Annotated in this window: 30 protein-coding genes and 3 pseudogenes; 9 read left to right on the plus strand and 24 right to left on the minus strand. The window is 48.6% G+C overall.

Annotated elements, in window-relative coordinates; all coding sequences use genetic code 11:
* Position 1 precedes the first annotated feature (1 nt).
* Positions 2-1,309: a terminase large subunit domain-containing protein gene (locus tag AK59_RS0103620; RefSeq protein ID WP_029882056.1), complete on the minus strand. Its 1,308-nt coding sequence runs from the start codon at positions 1,307-1,309 to the stop codon at positions 2-4.
* Complete coding sequence (locus AK59_RS0103625; protein ID WP_029882057.1) at positions 1,287-2,276, minus strand: terminase small subunit; 990 nt, start codon at positions 2,274-2,276, stop codon at positions 1,287-1,289. The genes AK59_RS0103620 and AK59_RS0103625 overlap by 23 nt, the downstream gene beginning before the upstream one ends.
* Before the next feature lie 88 nt (positions 2,277-2,364).
* Between AK59_RS0103625 and AK59_RS0103630 the strand changes: the two genes are divergently transcribed.
* Complete coding sequence (locus AK59_RS0103630; RefSeq protein WP_050491966.1) at positions 2,365-2,703, plus strand: hypothetical protein; 339 nt, start codon at positions 2,365-2,367, stop codon at positions 2,701-2,703.
* 148 nt (positions 2,704-2,851) lie between these two features.
* Here AK59_RS0103630 and AK59_RS1000000124750 read toward each other — a convergent pair whose 3' ends face one another.
* From AK59_RS1000000124750 to AK59_RS0103735, 21 genes and pseudogenes are all read right to left on the minus strand, one after another.
* Entirely contained in the window at positions 2,852-3,313 is a 462-nt protein-coding gene (locus AK59_RS1000000124750) for a lysis protein (protein ID WP_029882059.1), read from the minus strand.
* Between the two features lie 47 nt (positions 3,314-3,360).
* Positions 3,361-3,432, minus strand: a pseudogene (locus AK59_RS1000000124900) (lysozyme); the annotation flags it as partial.
* A gap of 2 nt (positions 3,433-3,434) precedes the next feature.
* A pseudogene (locus tag AK59_RS0103640) lies at positions 3,435-3,650 on the minus strand (terminase small subunit); the annotation flags it as partial.
* A 452-nt stretch (positions 3,651-4,102) separates the two neighbouring features.
* Positions 4,103-4,516 carry an Ivy family c-type lysozyme inhibitor gene (locus AK59_RS0103650; RefSeq protein ID WP_014832168.1) on the minus strand — a complete coding sequence of 138 codons (414 nt, stop codon included), beginning with the start codon at positions 4,514-4,516 and terminating at the stop codon, positions 4,103-4,105.
* Positions 4,517-4,906: 390 nt separating this feature from the next.
* Positions 4,907-5,425, minus strand: coding sequence for a hypothetical protein (locus AK59_RS0103655; RefSeq protein ID WP_029882062.1), 519 nt, complete (start codon positions 5,423-5,425; stop codon positions 4,907-4,909).
* Complete coding sequence (locus tag AK59_RS0103660; protein ID WP_029882063.1) at positions 5,422-5,958, minus strand: lysozyme; 537 nt, start codon at positions 5,956-5,958, stop codon at positions 5,422-5,424. Before AK59_RS0103660 ends, AK59_RS0103655 begins: the two co-directional genes overlap by 4 nt.
* Positions 5,958-6,260, minus strand: a complete 303-nt coding sequence (locus AK59_RS01000000123560; RefSeq protein ID WP_014832171.1) for a hypothetical protein — start codon at positions 6,258-6,260, stop codon at positions 5,958-5,960. The genes AK59_RS0103660 and AK59_RS01000000123560 overlap by 1 nt, the downstream gene beginning before the upstream one ends.
* Positions 6,261-7,332: 1,072 nt before the next feature.
* On the minus strand, positions 7,333-7,524 hold the full coding sequence (locus AK59_RS0103670) for a hypothetical protein (RefSeq protein ID WP_029882064.1): 192 nt from the start codon (positions 7,522-7,524) through the stop codon (positions 7,333-7,335).
* A 194-nt stretch (positions 7,525-7,718) separates the two neighbouring features.
* Positions 7,719-8,552, minus strand: coding sequence for an antitermination protein (locus tag AK59_RS0103675; protein ID WP_029882065.1), 834 nt, complete (start codon positions 8,550-8,552; stop codon positions 7,719-7,721).
* Positions 8,553-8,608: 56 nt separating this feature from the next.
* Positions 8,609-8,911 (minus strand): RusA family crossover junction endodeoxyribonuclease, encoded by a 303-nt coding sequence (locus AK59_RS01000000123565; RefSeq protein ID WP_050491969.1) that lies wholly within the window; start codon positions 8,909-8,911, stop codon positions 8,609-8,611.
* A 2-nt stretch (positions 8,912-8,913) separates the two neighbouring features.
* Positions 8,914-9,114 (minus strand): hypothetical protein, encoded by a 201-nt coding sequence (locus AK59_RS0103685; protein ID WP_029882066.1) that lies wholly within the window; start codon positions 9,112-9,114, stop codon positions 8,914-8,916.
* A gap of 4 nt (positions 9,115-9,118) precedes the next feature.
* Positions 9,119-9,721 carry a DUF1367 family protein gene (locus AK59_RS0103690; RefSeq protein ID WP_029882067.1) on the minus strand — a complete coding sequence of 201 codons (603 nt, stop codon included), beginning with the start codon at positions 9,719-9,721 and terminating at the stop codon, positions 9,119-9,121.
* 39 nt (positions 9,722-9,760) lie between these two features.
* The gene (locus AK59_RS1000000125430) at positions 9,761-10,003 is read right to left on the minus strand and encodes a hypothetical protein (protein ID WP_224065701.1); all 243 of its coding nucleotides are present in this window, start codon (positions 10,001-10,003) and stop codon (positions 9,761-9,763) included.
* Between the two features lie 106 nt (positions 10,004-10,109).
* Positions 10,110-10,334, minus strand: coding sequence for a DinI family protein (locus tag AK59_RS0103695; protein WP_014832176.1), 225 nt, complete (start codon positions 10,332-10,334; stop codon positions 10,110-10,112).
* A 366-nt stretch (positions 10,335-10,700) separates the two neighbouring features.
* Complete coding sequence (locus tag AK59_RS0103700; RefSeq protein WP_014832177.1) at positions 10,701-11,150, minus strand: VOC family protein; 450 nt, start codon at positions 11,148-11,150, stop codon at positions 10,701-10,703.
* Between the two features lie 383 nt (positions 11,151-11,533).
* Positions 11,534-11,752, minus strand: coding sequence for a hypothetical protein (locus AK59_RS0103705; protein WP_014832178.1), 219 nt, complete (start codon positions 11,750-11,752; stop codon positions 11,534-11,536).
* A 303-nt stretch (positions 11,753-12,055) separates the two neighbouring features.
* On the minus strand, positions 12,056-12,505 hold the full coding sequence (locus AK59_RS0103710) for a carboxymuconolactone decarboxylase family protein (RefSeq protein ID WP_014832179.1): 450 nt from the start codon (positions 12,503-12,505) through the stop codon (positions 12,056-12,058).
* Between the two features lie 276 nt (positions 12,506-12,781).
* A complete protein-coding gene (locus AK59_RS0103720) occupies positions 12,782-13,468 on the minus strand; it encodes a replication protein P (protein WP_029882068.1) in 687 nt (228 codons plus the stop codon).
* Positions 13,465-14,403 (minus strand): replication protein, encoded by a 939-nt coding sequence (locus AK59_RS0103725; protein WP_029882069.1) that lies wholly within the window; start codon positions 14,401-14,403, stop codon positions 13,465-13,467. Before AK59_RS0103725 ends, AK59_RS0103720 begins: the two co-directional genes overlap by 4 nt.
* A gap of 84 nt (positions 14,404-14,487) precedes the next feature.
* Positions 14,488-15,039 (minus strand): toxin YdaT family protein, encoded by a 552-nt coding sequence (locus tag AK59_RS0103730; protein WP_029882070.1) that lies wholly within the window; start codon positions 15,037-15,039, stop codon positions 14,488-14,490.
* Between the two features lie 2 nt (positions 15,040-15,041).
* On the minus strand, positions 15,042-15,269 hold the full coding sequence (locus tag AK59_RS0103735) for a transcriptional regulator (RefSeq protein ID WP_029882071.1): 228 nt from the start codon (positions 15,267-15,269) through the stop codon (positions 15,042-15,044).
* A 72-nt stretch (positions 15,270-15,341) separates the two neighbouring features.
* Between AK59_RS0103735 and AK59_RS0103740 the strand changes: the two genes are divergently transcribed.
* The 8 genes and pseudogenes from AK59_RS0103740 (at position 15,342) to AK59_RS0103765 (ending at position 22,224) form a co-directional block, all read left to right on the plus strand.
* Positions 15,342-15,755 (plus strand): helix-turn-helix domain-containing protein, encoded by a 414-nt coding sequence (locus AK59_RS0103740; RefSeq protein WP_081852438.1) that lies wholly within the window; start codon positions 15,342-15,344, stop codon positions 15,753-15,755.
* 74 nt (positions 15,756-15,829) lie between these two features.
* Entirely contained in the window at positions 15,830-16,261 is a 432-nt protein-coding gene (locus tag AK59_RS1000000124180; protein ID WP_072007021.1) for a hypothetical protein, read from the plus strand.
* On the plus strand, positions 16,258-16,926 hold the full coding sequence (locus AK59_RS0103745) for a hypothetical protein (RefSeq protein ID WP_050491967.1): 669 nt from the start codon (positions 16,258-16,260) through the stop codon (positions 16,924-16,926). Before AK59_RS1000000124180 ends, AK59_RS0103745 begins: the two co-directional genes overlap by 4 nt.
* Positions 16,927-17,237: 311 nt before the next feature.
* Positions 17,238-17,393, plus strand: a pseudogene (locus AK59_RS1000000125215) (hypothetical protein); the annotation flags it as partial.
* Positions 17,386-17,550 carry a YdaE family protein gene (locus AK59_RS1000000125110; protein WP_029882074.1) on the plus strand — a complete coding sequence of 55 codons (165 nt, stop codon included), beginning with the start codon at positions 17,386-17,388 and terminating at the stop codon, positions 17,548-17,550. The pseudogene AK59_RS1000000125215 and the gene AK59_RS1000000125110, both read left to right, overlap by 8 nt.
* Positions 17,551-17,690: 140 nt before the next feature.
* On the plus strand, positions 17,691-20,825 hold the full coding sequence (locus tag AK59_RS0103755) for a RecE family exodeoxyribonuclease (protein ID WP_029882075.1): 3,135 nt from the start codon (positions 17,691-17,693) through the stop codon (positions 20,823-20,825).
* An 11-nt stretch (positions 20,826-20,836) separates the two neighbouring features.
* Entirely contained in the window at positions 20,837-21,946 is a 1,110-nt protein-coding gene (locus AK59_RS0103760; RefSeq protein ID WP_029882076.1) for a recombinase RecT, read from the plus strand.
* 38 nt (positions 21,947-21,984) lie between these two features.
* A complete protein-coding gene (locus AK59_RS0103765; RefSeq protein ID WP_014832196.1) occupies positions 21,985-22,224 on the plus strand; it encodes a DUF4060 family protein in 240 nt (79 codons plus the stop codon).
* A gap of 221 nt (positions 22,225-22,445) precedes the next feature.
* On the opposite strand, the gene AK59_RS0103775 is transcribed toward AK59_RS0103765, so the two are convergent.
* Entirely contained in the window at positions 22,446-23,675 is a 1,230-nt protein-coding gene (locus AK59_RS0103775) for a tyrosine-type recombinase/integrase (RefSeq protein ID WP_050491968.1), read from the minus strand.
* Between the last annotated feature and the right edge of the window lie 148 nt (positions 23,676-23,823).

Here is a 23,823-nt window from a genome sequence, read left to right on the forward strand (position 1 = left end):
ATCAGAAAGTGGTGTCCATGGTGATTGAGTATGCCGGCTTCACAATGGGGTAATCCTTCACGATGAAGTACCCACCAGCATCATTGGGGTGATCGTTATCCGCTGATTTATCCGGTTCGCCATTTGCCGCCCAGATTTGCTGTTCGAGACTCTCGGTATAAACCGGGCAGTTCTGGACGTTGACCAGATAGCGGCGTTCGCCGTTGGCGTTACAGAACATGGCGTTCATCGAGTTGATACGATCCTTAACCGGCGGGTTGGCATCATCAACAATGACGCTGAATCCGGCTTCGTTGAGCTGGGCGATATCGGTCTTACTGGCGTTCTGGGATTTACGGGAATCGCCTGAGGCATCCGGGTAAATATAAATCTCCCGGTTTTTCACATAGCGGCCATCCTCGTAGCGCCAGAATTCCTCCTGAATGCGCTTAATCATTGCCGGCGTGTCGTAGACCTTCACGAGTTCACGAACCGCACGCGGCAGGCCGTTACGCTTTACGTGAACAATCGCGGCCATTTTCCCCACGTTGAAGTCCATACCGATGAAGAGCGGATCCCCATCCTGAATCTCGTCAGAACAGTTATTCAGCTTACGGTTGAACGTGTGGTAAATGGTCCCGCTATTGAGGTTCGTGAACTTCCCTCGCAGATACGCCTGAATCAGTTCGTCAGGGTAAGAACTCAGTAGCGACGGGATGTAATCAGGCGGAAGGTTCTTCGCATTGTCGAACGTGCTGGCCTGAATCAGTCCATACAGAGCCGCCAGTTGCGGTTTATCCCGCACAGCCTTAACGAACTGCTGGTAGACAAACTTGAAGCCTTCCGGCGTTGTCGTGACGTCAATTCCATTTCTCAGGCCGGGAATGTTGTAACGCATACGGGCGATGATTTTTCGCCAGGCCTGCTGTGCTTTGGCTGCCGCCATGACATCCAGTTCATCCACCATCGCGTTACCGATTTTAAAGCCGACTATCGAGCCGGGCTTCTCCATCGAACGGCAAATTGTCGTCCCGCGGTACCGTCGCCCCTCGTAGAAGTGAACCTCTTTGTTCCCCTCGTTGATTTTGACGCTCAAGCCCCAGTCAAAGGCCACCTCTTCAATCGTTGGGTAGAAGATGTCACGAATTTGCGGGTACGTCGGCGCGAAATAGCCCTGGTTAATCTTCGGGTGCTCCCACATCCCTTTGCAGATGCCGCCACAACCCACCCACGTTTTACCCGAACCGAACCCGGCAACATAGGCTTTGAATTTGTGCTGCATCGCGAGGAAGCGCGCCTGAGGAATGTTAAGTGTCGGGCTGATCCCCATCGTCTGCCCTCGCATCCACTACGTTGATATTGATCTGCACTGGGGTCGGTTCATCGTCCTCACCATCACCGGCCAACTCTTTGCGGAGTTTCTCGACCTCAAGCTGCCGGCGTTCGATTTCAATCTGCTGCAGGCGCTGGGCGAACTCGCTATCGGCCAGGCCAAGTCGCTTCATTACCGCTTCGAACATTCTTTCACGGCTGATGGCTGTAATTTCGACGCCGTTTTTGCCAACCTTCACGCCGGAGTAAGCGAGACGGGAAGCTGCCGGAAGTTTGCGCGTATCAGGGAAGTAAGGCTGGCCAATACCATCGCCGTTGCAGCGCGGGCATTCTGGATTGGGCTCTTTATTGTGGTCGTAGCCGTAACCACCGGAATCTTCGGGTTCACGTCTGTCACGCTCAACTGCCTCGAGCCTTTTCTCTTCGAACTCCACGGCATCACGCCACTGATACTGGTGACCGAAACCCCAGCAGTAACGACACGCACCGCGGCGATACTGTGAAAGCTGGTTTGCATCGAAAGTCGCGAGCTGCCACATCTGCGCGAGGACTTCATCGGCACTGCCAAGCGTGCGCACAATGGAGGCTTTCTGCTGCTGCGCAATGGCCTGCGCAACGTTAGGATTCGTTATGAGCTGACGACCATAGTTTGGGTCACTATAACCAGCACGTGCAGCGGCAGCGGTGGCATTGTTGTCTTTAAGGTACTCCGCGACAAATATGCGCTGCTGAGCGGTGAGTCCATCATCATCCACCAGCTCATTTGCGCTTTTGTCCTTTTGCGCAGTACGCATTTTTTTCTGCGCAGGTTTTTGCGCAGTTTGCGCAGAAGGTTTTTTGATATATCGACGGGCGGTAGCGTAATTCAGGCCCTGCGCTTCACACCATTCCTTCGGTGATACCCCGGTTGCGGCATGTTCGGACAGGAACCGTTGCTGAAGCTCGCCCCAGTCCGGCTTTACCATTAATTTCCTTACTGATCAGCTATTGATTGTTTGAGATTTGCCCCAACTCCTTGAATGGGTGCTTACGCCCGATAAAAGAGAAACGATCATGACTACACAGAGTAAGGTTGAAAAAGCCATCCATGCTGCGATAACGGCAGGGGGAGAAATCCTTGATAAAGTAGCCTCACCAGCGAGTCGAGCTGGTAATACTGTTGAGCGAGCAGCAAAGATGGCAAAAGCTGGCGTAGACAAGACTGCCATCGCAGCTCAATTAAGTTCTGGAAGCTCAACAGGTCATAAGTACACACCAGATCAAGTTGAAACAATGGTGGTACTTTATGAAGACTGTTCGACAAAAGTTCCTTTGACGAAATCTGCTACTCAAGCACTCATTAAGGATGCGGTAGAAAATGCTGCTCCTGATGAAGATGGCGTAACTGCTTAATTAATTGCAGTTAAAACTATTCAAAGCCCCTTTTGGGGCTTTTTTTTCTGCACCATCTGTAGCAAAAGCTGTGGATCTAGACAACTGACCTATACTTCTTCTCATGTATGCATTATCGAGCAACTTAAGAGAGTTGCTTTGTAATGCCCTACTTCAGACACTGCGTATGGATATAGTCCTGAAGATAACCAACCTGCTTCGTCACTGTGACGATTCGCTCTCTGAGGGTGAAATAATCCCGTTCAGCGGAGTCAGTAAGTCGGGGGCCGGAAGCATCGCCCACGCCGCTGGTGCCGGTCGCTCCATTCGCGGGACATCTGGCGTTGACGTGCAGCCCACACTTACCAGTGCTAACGCAACGCTGCAGATCTTCAAGCTGAGATTTCGCATCAGCTAATTCCTTCGTGTATTTGGCATCCAGCGCAGCGACACCTCGCTGGCGAGTCTGCATGTCTTTGATGGTGGCGTTCGCCAGGGTCAGTTGTTCGATAGCTTTAACGCGCTGGTCTTTGTAGGTGATGGCGTTGTCCCGATAGTGGTTAATCGCCCAAACCATTGAAAGCAGCAGACAGATAACGACAGCGCAGATGATTGCGGTTAATCGGCTCATTTCTGGTCCCACATGCAGACTTCGCGCTCAATCTCCCGGCGTGTTACTCACCCTTTCCACTGTTTGCCTCCAGCATGAGTCCAGCGCCGCAGCTGATCGCATACGCCTTTCAGGTTCCCATGTCCACCAGCTCATCTGCGCTTTTATCTTTCTGCGCAGTGCGTGCTATCTTTCGCGGGTAAATTTTTGTATTTTGCGTAGCAGTTTTCTTGATATAGCGACGAGCACTTACATAATTAAGGTTATGTGTCTCGCACCATTCCTTAGGGGATATGCCAGTAGCGGCGTGATCAGACAGGAACCGCTTCTGCAGCTCGCCCCAGTCCGGCTTAGCCATTGTTACCTCTAAACTGAATGAACTTTAGTCGTCACTCACAGCTTCAGTATTTGAAGCAATGAAGTATTTTTTCTCAAAGAAATCTTGAAATGAGGATTTAAGTTTATGAAATATGTATAACTACGATGACGTAAAGAAAATCAAGGCCAATCTCGAGTGGATAGTGCATCAAGCCTCTGCCCGGTCTCATTTGCGCACTGAGCATGATCAATTAGTGATTTCCGATCTAATGGAACTGATTCAGACATATGAAACTCTTCTTGACCTTGTAAGCAAATTTGGTGCTTCCGTCTTAAACTCGGAAATCATAGCGGGTCTATCAATCACAGAGGAATTCATTGCTAAAGTTAAGCGGAATGAGGGTGCGATGTGAGCGACCAACACACTGTGAGACGATTGATTCGTGTATTGAAGCTTCAAACTGGTGGATTACAGTTTGAAGCATGGGTTATTTAATTGCCGTACAGTCGATTGAAAAGCGCATTTTTCATCGCATCAGAATCAATCGGATCCACGTTTAACCAGGTCAATGTCTCTTGGTTCTTTTCTGCATTGAAATCAGAAAACACACCATGGATATCACCGTTATCAGGTGAGTAGAGAACAGCAATATTCTGTTCTGGGCAACTGTGTGGTTTACACCCTGACAGAGCAATATACTTTTTGCCCGCAACTGTTACTTCGGTTGATGGTGTGCTTGTGCCACCACTTTTTACCCATGCAGGTAGTTTATTTTGACTTATCAGTTGGGAGTAGCTCTTAGACGTGCTTTTTGCACTGGCGAAGTCAGAAAGATACTGCCCTTCCTCAGCAACAGCGCTGAACGAAACCAAAGCCATAGCAGCGATAATCACTTTACCTTTCATGTTAATCCTCATTCCATAAAGACACCTCAACTCTATACCTTTACAGTAGCTATGTCAGCCCTATGGATAATCAGAGCATTTGATGTTACTGCCCGGCCCAAATGATTAGGTAAGGATTATCTTAATCACTAGCGCTTATGCTTGTTGATTACTGCCTGACTGCCAAACTGTTCAGGACTCTGATGCGGAGAATGCCAACTCCAGGGAATCATCGATAAAAAGAGCATGTGAAACTGAGACTCCTTTAGCTCTCCTTGCGAGGGCTTTTTTTTTGGATAGTGGCGCTTCGCTTGCTAAATATTGTGTGTTTTCTAAAGTTAAAAGGTGGCTTTGCTATGTCAGGTAAAGCCGTCGTTCAGAAATACCCGTGTGCTCAAGGACGAGCCATCCCTAATTCTTTCTTTCCAACTCGATCTGCCTTATGCCAGCGAAATTATTGTTTCCCTTTTCAATTACAGCCAATAGCGGCTTAATCCACAATACTGCCTGGCAGTACGTCATGGAGCTGGTGGCAACGGCACGATCATCGGCTGTGTCAGGTCCATTGGAATCGGTGTGCATGGCGCTGGCACGTAAACGGTGCGCGTATTTGAGCAGCCCACCAGCAATGTCAGCAGGAACAGGCAGATCACAGGTTTTTTCACGGTGGAGAATCTCCCGGTATTCGATTACGGTTTCTTCGGTGCTGGTGTCAATCAGGGAGTTGAGCCTATTGGCATGTTCTGCAACCTGATTGAATCGATTGAAGTTGAATGCCTGGGTAGCGATAACCTGCCCCTGCAGAGAATTGTCACTTCGCAGAACGTCGTTTTCGCTTTGAAGATTACTGGCCTCCAAGCAGCTCTTAACGAGGGCGACCGAAAGGCCAGCAATAATGACAACGCCGATAATACCCGGATTAATTTTCACTGGTCTATCCCCCAGCACGCCAGCGCGCTTTCCTGGTCTCTCCGTTCCACCTGACCGTAGCAGCCGTTCTTCTGACCTTTAGTCATGCGGCAATCGCGACCACCGTCTTTAATCCACCAGCGGATTGCCTCGCATGCCCCGCGGCGGTCACCGGCATTAATGCGCTTATAGAACGTGGACGGGAAGCACTTACTCGGCCCGATGTTGTACGGGCAGAAGGATGCGATCCCAGCTTTCTGCGGTTCGGTAAGCGGTACCGCAATATTGCGGTCAACCCACGCCAGAGCCTTATTGCGTTCGATGGCGTTCACTTGATTGCATTTGGCCTGAGTCAATTTCATGCCCTGCACAACCGGTTTACCATCAACCATCGTTGCGCCGCGGCAAATAGTCCAGATACCGCCACCATCTTTATAGGACGTGAGGCTGTTACCCTCTTTCTCATTCAGAAACTGGTCGAGGATTACGGATGCAGGAGCACCAGCTAGTATCAGCCCCAGAACTGCGGTACTCAACTTTGCTCTGGATCCCATCACTCACCTTCCTTTTGTAAGGCCTCAACGACCACGCTTGCAGCAGCAGGACGCTCGTGAAGGGGTTTATCACCAACACCTTTCAGATAGTCATTGACCATTTTTGTTCGCTTCTCATCCTCTCTACGCCTGCGGTTTGCATCTACCCGCCCGTTAATGTAGGAGGCAAGCGAGATAAGCAGACCAGCAGCGCCAAAGAACATGAACACCAGATCCTGAGTGGTAAATCCAATGGCTGACGCCAGAGCTGCTACCCACGCGAAGAACTGCGTGAAGATGTTCCCTGAATCATTCATTTTCATGGTCTCTCACCTCGCTAAGTGCGGGTGCTGTTGCTAGAAATAAAAAAGGCTGCCAAACGGCAACCTTATGATGATCTAAACCTGCTTGAGCGCCCTTCTCATGAGGAGTGCAATAAATTAAATAATCCTTAAGAGAGCTATTTAACCCATTAAAATAATTAACTATTCAAATAGTTATCTATTGTTATCATTTGGGTTAAGTTAAAGAAAATCTTCTTAGGGATATAAGACATACAAGCGGGCATGCACTGGCTTTATTAATGCGGAGAGGATTGATGTCGTTCTCCGCACTTTTTAGTGCTTACATCTGGCTACCAATGCCACTAGTCAAGACATTAGTGCCAGAAACGCATTGAGACATTCATCCACCTCTAATTATGCCCACCCCATTCAGAAGATTTGAGTGAATAAAAAAAGCCCGCTTTTGAAGGCGGGCTAATGAGTTGACTATTGGTAAGGTAGGTGCGAGTAGTACCTATGCTCAGTAGTGAAACTGTATCGGCTTATTCACGTTTGGTTCTGGAGAACCATCAGGCAGTTATCTTCGACCCACTTTTCAAGCGTAGCAGCAGTTTAAAATTTCATAAAAAAAGGCCTGCTTTTTTACGGCAGGCTCTCAAGGAAATTGAAACTGTATTGTTATTGTCATGGTGCCGGGTGCCTCCCGGTGACCCTACCCCAGTGAGCAAGGCCGCGTGCATACCTGCAGAGCGCAGTTGACTGGAACGCCCTTTCGCTTAGAAAGGATTCACCACACGCATAAATTACGCATGAAATATTCACTCGGTCAATACTGTTCATCATTGGCAAAAAAAAGCCTGCTCGGAAAAGCAGGCATAGATCGCTAAGTTGGAAATAATTGAGGGTGTGGTGCCGGGTGCCTCCCGGTGGAAATGATCACAGCACTCATTCCCGCGCGCTGGTTGGACACTCTGGAGAAATGTCCTGCTGAATCGCCCCTCCGCTTAGGGGGATCCACCACAAAAACGCTTTCAGAAACATCCATTCTGCAGGATGCATAAGAAGCTTATGTGCAGTATGAAGAATCTGCCACGTAATCAGATGAATATATTCATTTAAATGGTACAGGCAGAGGGCCTTCAATCACCTCGGCCTCTCCGTTATCGCAGATGTCGTCACCCTGTGTCAGGTGCCAAATACCATTAAAAGTAAGTCCCGTCTCAAGGTCTTCTGTAACACCATTGCTAAAGTAAGCAACCTGTACTCTGCCGTTGTGTTGAATCCAGTAATAGCCTTCTGTCATCATTCCCCCTCCTCTTTGATATAGAGATTATAAGAGGCAATGAATACTGATGATTTTAGTAATACTTAAATCGCTATTAAGCAAAAAGCCCCACGGGGTTAACCGCAGGGCTTTAAACGAAGGCAATAACCCATCGTTAGAGCAAAATTACCACAGATTCGGGAAAAGTAAATAGCTCACGATAAAATAATGCCCTACTTTGTTATCTGCTTGAGCTGCGCATCAGCCCAAGCCTCTTCGATATCAAACTTGGTGATGAGCTGGTCGTAGAATGGCTTAACAGACTTCTTCCAGGTATCGAGGCTGATTTCATCCGTTATCTGGCATACCGCGGCGTAAGCCTCAGTTGATGGGATTCGTTCATACCCCCGCCCGCTGCAACGCTTGCAATCGGCCATAACCGGAACACCCTGCTGTTCTGTAAGGGCCTGATTGACGGCTTTCCCGCGTCCATGGCAATCTTTACAGGCACAACTAACGACCCTCTTACCCTTACACTGAGGGCAGAGAACGCGCGCTACCTCCCTAACCTGCCTCCGTACCTCATGCTCAGAAGGTCGAAAATCTTCGACGCCCATATTCAGAGACATCTTCACGAATCTTTTCTCTTTTGCCAGAGTGTGAGACTTCGTGCTGAAAACCTCAGCGTCTACAAACCCTTCCCCATTGCAGCCATCACACTGCTTCACGCTGGCGGCGCTGCGGGAATAATCCTCGAAAGCGAAGCTGGCCAACCGATGCATCACCAGTGGTTTAATCTCTGCATCAAGCTTCCGTAATGCCGCAACCCGATCGCACTTAGTCAGCGCGTACTGGGCCAGCAACTCAATCGCCCTCTCCCGGTCATTGTTGCTGATACCCATCTTCCCGAGAAAAGCGCTGTAACCCATGGCGGCCCGTTCCTGCGTCATGCCCATCGCAGCCATAATATCCGAACCGGTTAATGCATCTGATGCCGTAGCACGAGGAGAGTCGCTAATCATCGTCGATTTGGCGAAGTGATATTTGAGTGTATTCTCGAGATTCATGCGGTCTCCAGTTCGGTAATGGTGAGTTCTAATTTCCCGCCCTTAACGACAGGCATTTACATAACGCGATAATCCACAACCTGGCAATCATCCAGCCAGAATCCCGCCTTGGTTAAAGCGTCGAATGCAGCCTTTTGCAGGTTATCCAGATCGCGGCGCCGGCGATCGGGCATGTAACATTCAATGCGGATTTTAAGTGGTGCGGCCGTGCGGATATTAAGCCGGGCGCTTCGAATGACACTGGCGACCGCATAGCGATACGCGACGCCATCAGCACTGATATGCGTGCGTCCACGGTTGTGCCGGTAATACCGGTTGTTACTCGGCGGCCAGGGCAAAGTGATTTGATATGTCTTCACGTTCACCCCCACAACCGGTTTCGCCAGCGACTGTCCGGGCGCGCTGGTGTATTTGAGGTCGGAAGGAATGCACTGACAGTCCAGGTCACGTAATCCTGATTAAGGCTGCGCTCAACTCGCACGCCGCGCGCTTTGTAACGCTTAACCAGTTCTTCGGCCTGTTCGGTGCTGCAATCGGTGTGGTGGAACCAGGAAAACTTCATTCCATCACCCCGCGAAGCCAAGCAGCTGCGCGGCGACGTTTTCGGCTTCATCGCGACTGCGGAATGAACGGGACAGGACCCAGCGCCAGAGGACATCGAGCGCAGCTTTATAGAGTTGCTGGAACTCGAGCTCGTCCATGTTGGCAAACGAGATGCTACGAGGATGCTTTTTGAGTGTGCCGTCAGGCAGCTGAATGGCATCAAAGTGCCCTGCTTCGACGATCACCCAGGAGCGGTAAGCGTCAAAGGATTTGCACAGGCTAATGCCATTTGTGACCCGGCGGTATGCAACCTGCTCAAGATAATGCTCAGCAGCATCGATCAGCGCGCCCTCATTGCCGGCATACGAAGCCAGGAACTTGGCGTAGCCAGTAATCAGCTTCCTCTCGTTACTCGAGATAGCCCCGCCGGTTGGTTCCCAGTATTCAAAACCGAGATTGAGAAGCGCGAAAAAGCGCCGGTGAAATGCCGGGTTTCGTACCCGCCTGAACTCGGCAACAAGAATATCGCCGAGCCGGGTTTTTGATTGCAGGATATCCCTGGTCTCGGGCGTAGCCGGGATCAGTATTCCTGAATGGTGTTTGATAAGTTGTAATTCTAGCGCCATGGTTCTCTCCGTGGCGCATCAGGTATAGGTTGTTCAGGCCTATGAAAGAATAATATCAGACGGTGGTGTAACTCGGTACCCCAGTCGTTTTGCAAATTGCATAAACCCGTTGAGAGTGAATATTTCTTCCTCTTCGAGCAACGGTCGTAATGAAACTATTCCATTTACTCGATAAACCAGATATCTGCCCTCAGCCGGGAAGCTATAGATAACTGCTTTATCGGCCCTTCTGACCACGTCGTACCATTGATCATCTGCATTAAAGGCATCTGCACTACACACTATTTCCCCCAGAGCGACTTATTGACGCGGTAAACAGTAATCGGGAACAGCCAGGGGAACGCAAACAGCGATACTCTTTGAAACTGCTCCAGTGAAATTCACGCGATTAATAAAACCACTCGTCGGCGCTTTCCCAGGTCTCCTGCACGATTTGCTCAACCTCTTTCTTGTCGCCCCCGAAAACACTCAGACCATCATTGCTGGCACGCTTGATCGTTAGCTGACAATTATCAAACTGCTTGCTGAGCCTTTTGAGCAGTTCTGACTCTAGTGCAGGTATAGCTCCATCAGGAAGTTTCTTCATGCGATCAATGGCTAACTCGATTTTCATTTTTCCCTCCGCAATGAACACCTGTATGCATATACAGTATATTTATAAACGTATCTTACGGATTTTGCAACGATTAAAGAGTGTTAGAAGGATGGAGCGCTTCCAAGCTTGCAGGTATCGGTTTTAAGAACGATTTGGGACAGATCTCAGATTTGGTGGTCTACACAATAGTTATGTTGAATAGATTTCAGAGGAGTTTAGTGCAGTTTCACTACTAAATTGTGGTTTCGATATGAGATTTATAAAATGAAAATTCGTAAAGGCTATTATTGAGCTTGCTGTTACTAAGCAACAAATTTGTCAGCAAGCTCTAAAACGACATGAAACATTACCAGTGCGTAATGTAATCCAACCGGTTATCGAAATTTACTGAGATGCAGGCACTTTATCATCCTGACGGAAAGCCTCGATCCCGACTTTCTGACCATAAGAAAGTTCAAGTGTGTTACCATCAGGATCAGCGAAGAAGACATAATAACCTACCGGTTCGCCTGCCTGAACCGGTTCTTTTCGCAAGATGCCTTCCATTCTGGCCATCGCTACCTTATTGTCGATTTCTTCAATGCTTGAACAAGCTACTCCCAAGTGACCGAAATTACCTAGAGGGGTGTCAGTCACAGCATCAACCTGGACAAGGACAAGTGCAAAAGGGCGAGTTCGGTCACTTAACCACGCGACTTTACGTACCTCCGGAAGATCAGGCTCTCGCCTGTGTACGACTTCCATGCCAGCATAACGGCTATAGAAATCAATACTTTTTTCCAAATTTCTAACAACAAACGCAACGTGCGTAAAACCTACATCAATATCTTTCATTAGGCTAATCCTTTGACTATCTCCAGAGTCGCCATCTTAAAAACTCAAGTTAACTTGAGGTCAAGAGCCTTTCAATCTATGCTTTTGCTGGATTTCTTGCACGTATTGTTCAATGCCGTTCAGGGTTGCGGCGTATGCTAACTCCAGCTAAATGAATATTTAGCCTGCTACGCAAAGAAGAAAGAACTCAGTTGAGATGCGGTAAACGGAGCAGGCTTAAATAGTTGGTCTCATTTTCGCTCACACATCCCCATACCCTCCTACCAGCTTTCATCCAATCATATTTGGCTTTTAAAGCTCAGCTGGTATCGAGCAGTCAGCGATACTTGCGCAGCAAACGTGCCGCGCATATACAGTGCTGGCTTACCTTTTATCAAACGTGCTCACGCCTGCATACCCTTCCCCCTTGCGATGTTAATTCTGTCAATGCATTCCCTTAATGCTTTGACTTGCTCAGGGGTAAGTTCAGATTCATCGATTGTGGCCAGAAGAGCGTTGAGGGAGCGCTCAATATCGTTTTTAGTCAACCGTAAACAGATAACCTTAACCCAACGTGGCGAGAACTTGCTGAGGCCGATTGCTCTTGTGATACGTAGTTTCATCAGATGCCTCTTAACCGCCAGTGGTGGCGATTTCAAACTCACTTATAACACACGTGGAGAAGACTTATGTGATTATTTCGCCATAGAAATTTCTAAGGGTCGTTTCACTTGAGGACAACCAGGCTTTCAGTAAACGCCTAAATTGGTTTTCCAGCATGTCACACAAGCGCCTCGTCATAACCCGAAGCGGCTTATCAAGTGAAGGTAGTTTTTACGGTCATGCACAGGCTGGGATGTCATTTGTGTGCCAGAAGCAGACTTTAATATAGCTCCAGAGTCCCTTATGGGAGCTATTTACATCTGTCAAGCTTTAGCAAGCGGCTTCATTCGAAAACTAATACCCATACGATTAATGGCATTCATGGTGGCAATAACAATGGTAAGTTCAACCAAATCTTTTTCACCGAATACAGAAAGCGCTGCGGAATATGCTTCATCGGAAGCATGTGTTTCACTAACACGGGTAACTTCTTCCGCCCATGAGAGGGCAGCTTGCTCTATATCCGAGAATAAATAGGTAGCTTCTCGCCAGACAGGCACCAATACAATCTTTTCGACGGACATGCCACTCTTGATAAGATCGCGAGTATGTATATCTATGCAGTGTGCACAACCATTGATCTGGGAAACTCTTAAAAAAATTAAATGGATCAGCTCGGCAGGTAAACCTGTACCAGTAGTGGCGTAATGATGGAGCGCTGCTATAGCCTTGCCACCTTTATCGGAAACTTGAAACCAGTTTGGACGCTTCATCGTTATTTCCACCTTTTTGAGTTGTTTAAAATAAAAAGATGCCTCACAGAATCGCTACGACTGAATGACAGAATTTAAATTAGTACGTCTGCTCAGACGTTGTAATCTTAACCATTGATGTCATAGATAAAAGAGACAAAAAATGAGTAAAACGGTAGGACAATTATGGGATACCTCATGCAGTAAAACTGGATAACAATTTTTAAAAGCAAACCCTGAGTGTTGATAAAATCCACGGTAGAGTCCGCTTCTCGCTCATAACAGACCATTTCCTCACTATGCCCTGCCATCTGCTTTCATCCGTTGATATTTAGTTTTCAAAAGCTCCGCCGGTGTCGGCCCTTTCGGAGCAACTGGCGCAGCCAACGCCCGACGAATAGGCGGAATCGGCTTCCCGGCTAGCACCCGCTTTTCCCACCTATCCAGAATATCACCGGCCTCACGCTCAAGCTCTTTGTTGCTCAGTTGGCCATCAGTTCCGCGGCGACGCAGCTCAAGGCAGATGTGGTAATAAACCGGCTTCGGCCACGGATATTGCTCGCTGCTCGGGTACCGAAACACCAGCTTGCGCCACTTCCAGTATTCGGCCATCACATCAGCGACGGTGATCCCCAGCACGCAGCGCCCTTCCCTGCACCACTTGATGAACTGGCCTGGCGAAGGCAGGAATGGGCGTTCCTGACGGCGCACCATGCGCATGCCGGCTTCAACCTGCTCCAGAGTGGTGATCCCGTTTTCTTTGAAGGCCAGCACCCACTGACGGCGGATCTCGTTCACGTCTTCCTGGCTGCGATTAACCAGGCTTGCCGGGAACGCGGCCGCCAGCTGTACGAACAGCCCGTTGATTATCTGAGCCACCTGCTGCGTTTGTTCGCGTTCGGTGTACTGCTCAGGCATGTTGTGCGCTACCCGGCGAGCCTGTTCCCGGTCAAAATCGCGAATGCTCTCTGCGAGGTTTTTCATTCCAGCACCCCGTCAATCCAGTCGGTGTTATGCAGGTCAATGCCGCCCCGGGATGGCTTTGCCGTTCCGGTTGCACGCAGCCGCTTGGTGGTGAGCTGATCCCACTGCTTTCGCAGACTCGAGGGGCTCAAGATGTTGTCTTTCCAGAACTCGTCCCGGTTGGCCCACTGGAACAGGTCACAGATTTCGTAGTGAGTACGCTTGTCCTGGATACGCATCAGCCTGATGGTGTTTGCCCATTCAGCCCAGTTTGGCTCAGATAGCGATGCGTTGACGGTGAGAAGCCTGTCGTAAATCCAGCGAGCGGCCTTGAGGTCGTCAGCGGATCCCCATGATTTACCTGCCGGGGTGTATATCCCGGCGGCAGCTTCTGGATGGCGAGAGAGAAACTTTTGAGTTTTCTGGTTTCGGGATTCGTCAGAATTCCGAGACGAGGATATTTTATTATTGTTCTTGTTATAGTCTTGGGTGTCTACCGTTTCCGGGAAGGTTTTTCCCGTTTTCGGTAACACTTTTCCCGTTTTCGGTAACACTTTTCCCGATTTCGGGAAGACTTTTCCCGTTTTCGGTTTGTCTAAAATCCAGGCTGAAAGGTCAGTATTTATACCGACCGTTTTCATTACGCCCTGCTTCTGATTGAAGATAATTTTGCGTTCTGCGAGTGATTTGAGCGCATCAGAAACATGCGAATCACTCAGCCCTGTAAGCTCAGCGATCACCGTGTTCGTAACGCGGTCCTGCTTCTTGTTCCAGCCGTAGGTAAGCCAGATCACCGCCTCAAAACATTGCCACTCCCGGCCTGACATTCTGAGGCGCGGCTTAAGCTGTTGGATCTCGTTAGCGACCTTGGTATACCCGTTCGACAGGTCGGCCATACGACCTCCCGGTTGTTCGGTTTTGTGGGGGAAATTGATAATCTCAGCTGTGTTTGACATACTTAGCTCCGCAATTACACTCCGTTTTTGCATCTGAAAGCCGTCGGTGTTCGAGCACCGCGGCTTTCGCCTTTTCTAAAGTCTTCACATTGCCCCCAGCATGGTTGTGACCATCGCCAGTAGCGGCGCCGTAAGGTCAGGATCGACACGGAACATCTCAAAAATCCCCTCGCCTAACTCCTTCAGTTTTTCCTTCTTCGGTGCATCGAGCATCAGAGCTTGCTTCGCCTCACTCACCTCTTTTTCTAATCTGGCCATGCGATACGCGAACGAGTCGTTCTTTACGACACGGTCGCGGTACCGAATAGGTAATACAGACATGATCGCTGGCACCAGCTGTTCAACGTTCTTTCGGTACGATGCGGAGTCTTCTTTGTTGTCGAGCCAGCGGAACAGCTTCACGTTCCAGACATCGGCCTGGCCAGAAAAATCTACGCCATCAAGTTGAAGTTCTTCCGCCGCTTCCTGGATTTGAAGTGCTACAGCTACGCGCCCTTCTGCCGCTGCCCAAGCTCGTACCGCTGAGCAGATATCACGATGAACAATATCCTGTGCTGCCGGTTCGCTTTGATGAAACGGGAATATCAGTCGATTAGAGGAAGCTCTGCTACTCTGTTGAAATGAAACAGTTTGCATTGTTAAGGCTCCTGTTTAGGTAAACCGTCTGTTGGGTTTGGGTAGAGATCAGGGCGCAATTCATGGGGAGTTACGCCTGTCATTTTGAAAATCGGGAAGATATAACTTGGCGGGACGATCCCTTGATCACGATTCTTCCAATGACTTACAGACATACTCGTCACACCAAGCGCGATGCTGAGCTTTCTGGCTGAGCCAGCGGCTTTAATTGCTTTATCGAGTGCGGACATGTGCTTCTCCTGCGTATTGACAGGAGAAGTAAACCACAGATTTACATTTTGTGCAAACATGTGATTTATTGTGTGTATAAACCAAATATTTACAATAACTCTATGAGAAAAGAAGAACCCAACCTCGTTCTGGTAGAGCGCCTTACTGAGATCACTGATCGCGGCGTTACAAAAGCAGACATGGCACGAATAGCTGGAGTCACTCCTCAGGCCGTAAACGGCTGGTTCAAAAAAGGCGTGATTAGTAAAAAATCGGCACTGGCCATAGCCGACGCCGTAGGTATTTCTGTCGCCTGGCTACTCGGTGAAGATGTTAATGAGAAAGACGGACTCAAGCCGGATGAACAACGCTTATTGGAGCTCTACCGCCAGTTACCGGAAGAAGAACAGCAGAATATGCTCCGTATCTTTGCGATCCGTCTGAAGGAACTGGATGAGTTGTACGAGAAGTATATGAAGGGGCGGATTCGGTCCCAAGGGGATTAGGATTAAGAACTCGAATATCTAAATCACTATACTCGCGCTGTTTACAGCGCTAAGTAAATTTAGGTTAGAAATATATGGCCAATATTGAAAGAATCGCTTTTATAAATTCGTTTGATAGCAAGGGGGAGCTAAATCAGCCAACTCTGCATTTCACGTGCACAGAATTTCCGACTACATTATCAATTGATTTCAGAGTTGGCTTGGTTGGTTTAAAACCTAACTCTAGATATAACTTAGGTATTATGGTTGTACCTGCTCACCTAATGATAAAAAAGGGTGAGCAATTTCAATTCCCTGATGGTTCTTCTGAGTCCGCCTCGCTTTTCATTGATACTAAGGATAGCCATTTAGATACTGGTGCAAGCGGCCAAGTGATCGTAACACTCTCTGAGATAAGAATTCCTGCGAAAGGATTATATAGTGTTACTGTTATTTTACAGGATAGTGGTGAACCAAAAACCGAACTTCATAAAAATGAGTCATTCTTTACTGTAGAACTATCATGAAAGATGATAACGACTTAAATAATAATGAAAATCAGAACATAACGATTTCGCGGGGTCGTGCGCTAAAAGTTGTTGGTGGTTCCGATTTTGAAGCCGTATTTGATAATTCCTCTTCCAGGATGCAAACTAACTACACGGCACCGTCACATATGGAGGAAGAAGTGGCAACCATTAGTAGAGAAGAATTAGAGGCACGTTTAGCTGCGAACAAAGCAGAGATGGAATCTATTGCTTCTTCTATCCGTGTGGAAATGGCTTTAAATAGAGAGAACACTAACATACAGTTTGCAGCCTTGAATTCAACTCTCAACATACTCTCAGCCAAAATCGATGGGAAAATGGATAGCGTAGATGGTGAAATCAAGGCTATAGACGGCAAAATTGAAGGAATAAACGGGAAGTTTGAGGGTATCCAGAACCAGATAAGTGGCATTAATACAGCCATTTCGGGAATTCAGTCTGGAATATCATCACGGCTCGCAATCTTTGGAATCATCATTGCTGTCTTAGTTGCTGTACCAGGAATGATATCTGCATTTAAGGATTCGCCGCAACCTGCACAGGTTCAACCGACTCCTCCAATAATTATTCAGGTACCTCAAGCGTCTCCACAAACTGCTGAAGCGCCACCCACAGCGCACCTACCATCCAAAGCACACCGCTAAACCAACTAACGAGCCGACTTTTATCTCCCCCTCGGCTCCGTAGCCGAACTACAGCACGACCAATCCGATCCTGACCTTAGCGTCGGGATTTTTTTTGTCTTGGATTCACCAGAGACTTCACAAAAACCAGCTTTATAAACCGTAGATTTACAATCAGTGCAAATACAAGGTTGACACGAATATAAACCAGTGATTTAATCCAACTCACCAAGACGCACTACATTCCACCAAGGCAGGACGCCCACGAAGTAGCCGCCGATGGCATATGAAGAGTCGGATGAGGTGGAGAGATTAACGCGCATCAGGTGTAAACGTTCCGCTGGCCAGCGATAAGGCAAACGAGGGTGAGAATGATTGATTTCGCACGCAAACCAGGACGGCAGCAGGCTGTAAAGCTGAACTTCTTCGAGGTGATTCTTCGCCGCTTATGCTACCTACTGGCGCAAAAGGGGAATCCAGATGTGTAACTCAACGAAATGCGGGTACTGCGGCAAGCCGGTTAAACCGGAAGAAATAGTCAAAAGTACCCTTCTCTATCGCAACGGCTCACAGCTGGCGCGCAAAGAAAAAGAATACTGCTCTGAACGTTGTGCTTCGTACGACCAGATGGCACACGAGGCATAACGTAAAAGCCGCGCAAGGCGGCTCGTACGTCCGGTGCTCCCGACCAAAGTTACACCGGAAAACTACTTAAAAAACCAAAGTTCACCCAATGGGCGCTATCTCTGGCCCGGGGATCTTACATCCAAAAAAGAGGATCTCACATGGAATTTTTCTATGTAGTTAAGGCTACGCAGAAATCCGGCAAAGAAGACGCAGTGATTTGGTTCACTGCGAAATCAGAAGCCCGTGCCAACCTGCAGCTCGATGTTGAGCTCGAAGATGCCGGTATTGAAACCGGACGCGGTAAGGATTACGCCAAACCGGTTCGCACCGATTTCCCGGTGTATAACGACCTCCCGAAAGAAAGCACCGTGGATTACACCTGGTGCAAACGTTACAAACTGCAGGACGATGGACGCACCTGGCTGCCAAAGGCTGGTGCTGAGTCTACTGGAGCCATGGACAACACCGCGGCATCGGAAACGTCCGTTAATGTCGAAAATTCCGTCGAGAGTGTCCCGCTTGAAAACCGCACTCCAGCGGTCCGTTTTGCCGTCCACCTGACCAACGACAAATACCAGTCATACATCAGTAAAGAGCAGCAGCTGGCTGCCAGCAAAATGTCACTGGATGAAGGCAACACCTATCTCCAGAACCTGCTGCTGGCGAAAAACGACATCCCTGAAGTTGCCGAACTCAGCCTGAACGCTGAGTGGAAACTGGTTCAGGCGATTAAGCAGGTATTCGCGCCAGATGAAGCGCACGAAACTGAAATTATCGCTGCATTCATGGCTGACTGGGCGAGAGCAGATGCCAGCGATCGCAATCAGTTAATTGAAGAGTGGAGAAGCGGAAAGCTTAATCTTCTCAAATCAGAAAGCGCCAGCGAGACCGGTGTTACAACCGATCAGGTTCTGGAACCTGATAACGGTATCCAGATTGACGAGAATGATGACGAAACCACACGTTATCCAGTCGTTCGTATGCCGTTCCGCAAACAGCTACTCGCCCAGTTCTCCGCCGACATACTGCGCCACCACTTAACCCGCGAAGAATACGAAGGTATCAGCGCACTGGAGATGGACACTGACAACAGCTATGTCCAGAACCTTCTGCTGGCGGCAGAAAACTGCGAAGAGGTTAAGGGTTACGACACCAAAGACCTTTGGCGGTATACCGACGCCATTCGCAAAGTGTTCAGCCAGGAAAAGCGTCACGAACTCGCTTTAGTTCTCCGTTTCACCAGAGTCTGGGCGGCGACTGATTATATTGACCGCGGCATTCTCGTTCGCGAGTGGGCTAACGGTAATCGCATCAGTAATGTTCAGCGCACTGATTCTGGTACCAATGCAGACGGCGGCCATGTAACGGATCGCGGCGAAGGCGCGCATCACACTCTGGACACCCTCGATCTTGAGATTGCCTGTGCCCTACTGCCTATGGACTTCCACCACTTCGAAATTCCTTCGAGCGTGTTACGACGTGCCAAAGAAATCGTGGCCAAGAAAGAAGAACCATGGAAGTCATGGAGCGCAATCTTACGCAATCAACCAGGCATACTGGCTGTGAACCGTGCGGCAATCTTCAATCTGATCCGCATCGCACCAGAGAACATTCATCACACGCCAGCGGCTCATCTTGAGTTTGTGAATAAAACCATGACGGCTGAGTTTAACTCTGCTGTGGAGCTACTGCCGCTGCCTACTCCGGCTGTAAAGACCGAAGTCTCAGTTGAACAACCGCAGGTTGAAAATCTCGGCGGCGGCGTGTTCTCCATCGATGGCCTGACGGATGGAAATACCGAACCGGTCATCAATACCAACTCAAATGAAGTCGAAAAAACGGAAAACGCAGCGGAGACCACCAGCGATGTGCTGATGGAAACGGCTAAGCCAGAGAAAGTCGAAAATACTGATCCGGTACAACCAGGCGAAGGCACTGATGCAGCTGATACGCAAGCAGTTACCGTAGAGCAGGAAGAACAGAAAGCAGAACCGGTAATTGAATTCCCGGCTTACTTCGAGCCTGGCCGATACGAAGGCCTACCGAATGACGTTTATCACGCAGCGAACGGGCTCAGCAGCACGCAGATTAAAGATGCTCGCGTCAGCCTTATGTACTTCAATGTACGCCACGTTGCCAAAACCATTTCCCAGCATGATAACCCGGCTTTCATTTTTGGTCGCGCCACACACAGTTTTGTGCTGGAACCAGAAAAATTTTCTGATAACTACGTTCTGCCAGAAAAAATGCCGGAAGGCGTGGTATCCACGACAGGAGAGATGGTTGCGATCATCAAAGAATACAACGCAACGCTGCCTGCTTTAATGACCCCGGATGAACTTAAGGCATGGATTGAAGAATACAACGGCAACCTCACGCCTCCGCTTTCACTGAGTGCAGGTGCCGAGGAGACCGCTAATTCATACATGTCTCTGCCGGAAGAATTTCAGCGGATACCAGCGGAAACAAAACCAACCGCTACAGCAATGAAAGCATGTATCAAAGAATACAATGCCAGCCTGAAACCGATGCTTAAAACCAGCGGCACTCGTGATCAGTTGCTGGATCAGATAGCAACTGTAGCACCTGAGTTCGCTGAACAGGAGCGCGCAAAGTTTATCCCTTACAACGTCAGCGGCACTAAAGAGCAACTGTCCGAAATCGTTCGCACGATCCGCCCTGACGTAGTCTTTGCCGACGACTGGCATGCACAGCAGGAAGCGGCAAATGCAGGTAAAGAGACGATAAGCGTTGAGATGTACGAGCTGATAAAAAATATCAATGATGCTCTTCAGTCCAACAACGATGCCAGCCGCCTGTTAAACCATCCAGCCAGGCAGTCTGAGGTCAGTTATTTCGGGTTCGATGAAGAGACCGGGCTTGAGGTGCGCGTTCGTCCTGACATAGAGATCCGCCTCCCTTACGAAAGCATCTGCGCTGACCTGAAAACGGTAAGTCTTGGGTATGTGCGCCAGGACAAACTGAAAGACCGACTTCATCGTGAAATTATCGACCGCGATTACCACCTAAGCGCAGCGATGTATTGCGATGTTGCAGGATTGGATAAATTCACCTGGATCTTCGTGAACAAAGACCCCGGTTACCATTGGGTAGCTGTGGTGGATGCTTCCCCCATGCTGCTGGAGCTGGGTCGCAAAGAATACCGCCGGGCACTGCGCCAGATTGAAGAAGCCATGGAGACAGGCTACTGGCCTGCACCAATCAGTGAAGCCTACACCGACGATCTGAATGATTATGACACTCGTCGTCTTGAAGCACTGGATGCGGAATAAGGAGAAACAATATGTCTAATATGCTCATTGATATAAAAGCAAACCTTGACCGCGAACTTGTTCCGGTTCAGTCATTGCTGCCTGCACATGTCAGCTTCGACCGATTCACTAACGCCGCAGCAGTAGCTCTGGCTGCAAATAATGATCTGTATAACGCCGATCGTCAGTCCGTTATCAATGCCCTGACTGCATGTGCTAAAGACGGGCTTATTCCGGACAACCGCGAAGCGGCGATGGTGGTCTACAAGAAAAAACAGGCAGACGGCAACTGGAAATTAATCGCCCAATATATGCCGATGATTGATGGCGTTTTAAAACGAGCTCGTCAGTCGGGTGAAATATCGATTATTGCAGCTCGTGCAGTTTACGAGAAAGATAAATTTCGCGTCTGGCTTGATGACAGTGGAGAACATATCCACTACGAACCAACATTGGGTGCCCGAGGCGAGATGATCGGGGCTGTCGCATATGCACGGATGAAAACAGGGGAATTTCAGTTCGAATGGCTGAATCTTGACGACATTGCAAAAGTTCGCGCCGCCAGCAAAAACAGCGATAAGGGTCCGTGGGTTGACTGGTATGAATCCATGGCGCGCAAATCTGCTGCACACCGTCTCTGCCGCCGTCTGCCAAATAACTCGGAAATTATGGAGATGCTCGAGCGTGGAACGGAAATGGTCTGGCAGAAGGAGAAAGACATTACGCCACCAGCTGCTGGCTCACCATTGATCGAGCAGGCTGATAGAGGGTATTCCGATCAGGAAGGAAGTTTTGATGCCGAAATCATTGCCGAAGAATTCCGCCAGCAGATCTCATCTGCAGAAGTTGCAAATGAGGCCAAGGAGATAGGCTCCAGGATTGACGCGTTAAAAAATGAACTGGGCGCAAATCTTCATACAGAGCTTAAAAATAAAGCTCTCGGTCGTTTCCATCAAATCAACGCCAACAACAAAATTGCGGATCTCATTAATGGGCTGCCTAAACCAGGAAGCGAAGAAGCTAAATCTGCGTTTGCAGACGTAGAGAAGAAGCTGGAATTCCTGAAGCCTCGCCTTGGCGATGAATTGTATCAGGGGTATCTCACCAACCTGGCGGATATGAAACCGGAATACGTGAACTAACGAGATTGGGAGGGGAAACCCTCCCTCAAGGAGAAGAAATGCGACTGATTAATCGCAGTAAGCAATCCCCTTTAGCTCGCCAGGCATGTGATGCCGCTCTCGCGAAGCACGTCGAAACTTACGGTGAATTCGCCAGACAGAAAACCAAGACCACATACACCGTAGTGGTTGATGGAATAAAGGTAACAGTGGAAGTCGTTAACCGCCGGGCCAGCTACGTTGCGACAGCCATGAATGGTGCCCGCAGGCTGCGCAATCTGCCGGGACAATGCAACTGAGAGGTGCTATATGAATGAAACAACTTATACGAATCTTGATATCTTGATCACCAGTGAAGTTTTATCAAGATACAAAATTTCGCGGAGCACGCTGTACTTTTGGAGCACCCCTTCCAGAATGCCGGCATATTTTTCACATCCATTTCCGAAGCCGAAGATAAATGGAAGCCCGAAGCGCTGGAGACTTTCAGACCTCCTGGAGTGGGAAGAAAAAGTGGGCATCAAACCAGAGGATGACCAACCAGTTTCTCCAAATGATTCTGCCATACCGCAAGCCAATGGCGCTGATCATCAATGTAGTCATGCAGGTTATACCTCGCCATGACACCTGCCATATGATGGCCAAGCAGTTTCTCAACAACATGTGGCGGCGCACCTAATTCAGAAAGTCGCGTCGCCACTGTTCGTCGAAGATCATGGAGGGACCACGGCTTCATTCCTGTCTTGGAAATTATTTGGGCAGAAAATAACGCAACGTTAGGCTGAAGAGGCGGCCTGTCATCCTCTGGCCCCTTATAGCGTGACAACGTAACAACATGCTTTGACAATGATGTTTCTTTATGAGATTTCATCATCTTTACAACAGCATCCGGCAACGCTCTCCTGACAGATTTACCTGTCTTATAATCACTTGCTGGAATGGTCCATGTTTGATCCACAAAATCGAACCATTCCCACTTTGCCGTTCTTATTTCCGTACTCCTACAACCGGTCAAAATGAGAAATTTCATGATCAGTTGTTGTCGTTCTCTCATCTCTGGCAAAGCATTCCAGACAGTTTTGATCTCCTCGTCGCTCAATCTTCGGTCTTTAACTGCCGCGGTGAGCCCCACATCAGATCGCCTGAGACTCTCAATTGGGTTTAGGTTGATTATTCCTCTGTTAGAGCAGAAACGAAAAACACGCTGCATCAACCCTAACATTTGCCCTGTAACCACCCTTCTTCCCATACCGTCGAACAGGCTAAGCCAATGCGCCTTTGTGGTCTGATCTACGATCATATTCCCCAGCACAGGATTGATATGGTTGTTGAAGTCCCGGCGGTTCACGTGGATTTTTACCAGGCCTTCAGGAATGCAGTAATGCTTTTCCCAGTAATCAAAAGCTTCTTTTACGGTAATCGCATCAGCTCTTTTCTGTTTCTCCAGTACGGTCTGTCGTCTCGGATCGAACCCCTCTTTAAGCCAGATTCTGAACTGCTGTCTACGCTCTCGCGCCTGAGCTAATGATATGGTCGGATAATCGCCGATCGTCAATTGAGCCGCTTTTCCGTTCCATCTGTAGCGGTAAAAGAATGTTATACTGCCGGATGTAGACAATCTGACATTCAAGCCGTGAGCGTCTGAAATGACCTCGATTTTGTCTCTCTTTTTGCCAAGAGCTTTTCTCAGTTTTGTATCGGTTAGCAATGTGTACACTCCGGGAAAAGATATACACAATAGTGTACACATTTTGCGTAAATTGATAACCTTCAAATTAATGAGCGATATACAAAAATAAAGCACTTAGAGCAGGCAAGATTTTGATAATGGCGGAATTTTTCAAAAGACATAAAGCATGACAAACAAACTTAAAACGGATTCATATGCCCTACGATAG

It is taken from the genome of Enterobacter sp. T1-1 (assembly GCF_000710795.1).
In the GTDB taxonomy this organism is placed as follows: Bacteria; Pseudomonadota; Gammaproteobacteria; order Enterobacterales; family Enterobacteriaceae; genus Enterobacter; species Enterobacter cloacae.

What these genes read in the sequence shown, in the direction of transcription:
- AK59_RS0103620 (WP_029882056.1), bottom strand. Translation starts at nt 1,309, where the DNA reads ATGGGGATCAGCCCGACACTTAACATTCCTCAGGCGCGCTTCCTCGCG.
- AK59_RS0103625 (WP_029882057.1), bottom strand. Translation starts at nt 2,276, where the DNA reads ATGGTAAAGCCGGACTGGGGCGAGCTTCAGCAACGGTTCCTGTCCGAA.
- AK59_RS0103630 (WP_050491966.1), top strand. Translation starts at nt 2,365, where the DNA reads ATGACTACACAGAGTAAGGTTGAAAAAGCCATCCATGCTGCGATAACG.
- AK59_RS1000000124750 (WP_029882059.1), bottom strand. Translation starts at nt 3,313, where the DNA reads ATGAGCCGATTAACCGCAATCATCTGCGCTGTCGTTATCTGTCTGCTG.
- AK59_RS0103650 (WP_014832168.1), bottom strand. Translation starts at nt 4,516, where the DNA reads ATGAAAGGTAAAGTGATTATCGCTGCTATGGCTTTGGTTTCGTTCAGC.
- AK59_RS0103660 (WP_029882063.1), bottom strand. Translation starts at nt 5,958, where the DNA reads ATGGGATCCAGAGCAAAGTTGAGTACCGCAGTTCTGGGGCTGATACTA.
- AK59_RS01000000123560 (WP_014832171.1), bottom strand. Translation starts at nt 6,260, where the DNA reads ATGAAAATGAATGATTCAGGGAACATCTTCACGCAGTTCTTCGCGTGG.
- AK59_RS0103670 (WP_029882064.1), bottom strand. Translation starts at nt 7,524, where the DNA reads ATGACAGAAGGCTATTACTGGATTCAACACAACGGCAGAGTACAGGTT.
- AK59_RS0103675 (WP_029882065.1), bottom strand. Translation starts at nt 8,552, where the DNA reads ATGAATCTCGAGAATACACTCAAATATCACTTCGCCAAATCGACGATG.
- AK59_RS0103685 (WP_029882066.1), bottom strand. Translation starts at nt 9,114, where the DNA reads ATGAAGTTTTCCTGGTTCCACCACACCGATTGCAGCACCGAACAGGCC.
- AK59_RS0103690 (WP_029882067.1), bottom strand. Translation starts at nt 9,721, where the DNA reads ATGGCGCTAGAATTACAACTTATCAAACACCATTCAGGAATACTGATC.
- AK59_RS0103695 (WP_014832176.1), bottom strand. Translation starts at nt 10,334, where the DNA reads ATGAAAATCGAGTTAGCCATTGATCGCATGAAGAAACTTCCTGATGGA.
- AK59_RS0103700 (WP_014832177.1), bottom strand. Translation starts at nt 11,150, where the DNA reads ATGAAAGATATTGATGTAGGTTTTACGCACGTTGCGTTTGTTGTTAGA.
- AK59_RS0103705 (WP_014832178.1), bottom strand. Translation starts at nt 11,752, where the DNA reads ATGAAACTACGTATCACAAGAGCAATCGGCCTCAGCAAGTTCTCGCCA.
- AK59_RS0103710 (WP_014832179.1), bottom strand. Translation starts at nt 12,505, where the DNA reads ATGAAGCGTCCAAACTGGTTTCAAGTTTCCGATAAAGGTGGCAAGGCT.
- AK59_RS0103720 (WP_029882068.1), bottom strand. Translation starts at nt 13,468, where the DNA reads ATGAAAAACCTCGCAGAGAGCATTCGCGATTTTGACCGGGAACAGGCT.
- AK59_RS0103725 (WP_029882069.1), bottom strand. Translation starts at nt 14,403, where the DNA reads ATGTCAAACACAGCTGAGATTATCAATTTCCCCCACAAAACCGAACAA.
- AK59_RS0103730 (WP_029882070.1), bottom strand. Translation starts at nt 15,039, where the DNA reads ATGCAAACTGTTTCATTTCAACAGAGTAGCAGAGCTTCCTCTAATCGA.
- AK59_RS0103735 (WP_029882071.1), bottom strand. Translation starts at nt 15,269, where the DNA reads ATGTCCGCACTCGATAAAGCAATTAAAGCCGCTGGCTCAGCCAGAAAG.
- AK59_RS1000000124180 (WP_072007021.1), top strand. Translation starts at nt 15,830, where the DNA reads ATGGCCAATATTGAAAGAATCGCTTTTATAAATTCGTTTGATAGCAAG.
- AK59_RS0103745 (WP_050491967.1), top strand. Translation starts at nt 16,258, where the DNA reads ATGAAAGATGATAACGACTTAAATAATAATGAAAATCAGAACATAACG.
- AK59_RS1000000125110 (WP_029882074.1), top strand. Translation starts at nt 17,386, where the DNA reads ATGTGTAACTCAACGAAATGCGGGTACTGCGGCAAGCCGGTTAAACCG.
- AK59_RS0103755 (WP_029882075.1), top strand. Translation starts at nt 17,691, where the DNA reads ATGGAATTTTTCTATGTAGTTAAGGCTACGCAGAAATCCGGCAAAGAA.
- AK59_RS0103760 (WP_029882076.1), top strand. Translation starts at nt 20,837, where the DNA reads ATGTCTAATATGCTCATTGATATAAAAGCAAACCTTGACCGCGAACTT.
- AK59_RS0103765 (WP_014832196.1), top strand. Translation starts at nt 21,985, where the DNA reads ATGCGACTGATTAATCGCAGTAAGCAATCCCCTTTAGCTCGCCAGGCA.
- AK59_RS0103775 (WP_050491968.1), bottom strand. Translation starts at nt 23,675, where the DNA reads ATGTGTACACTATTGTGTATATCTTTTCCCGGAGTGTACACATTGCTA.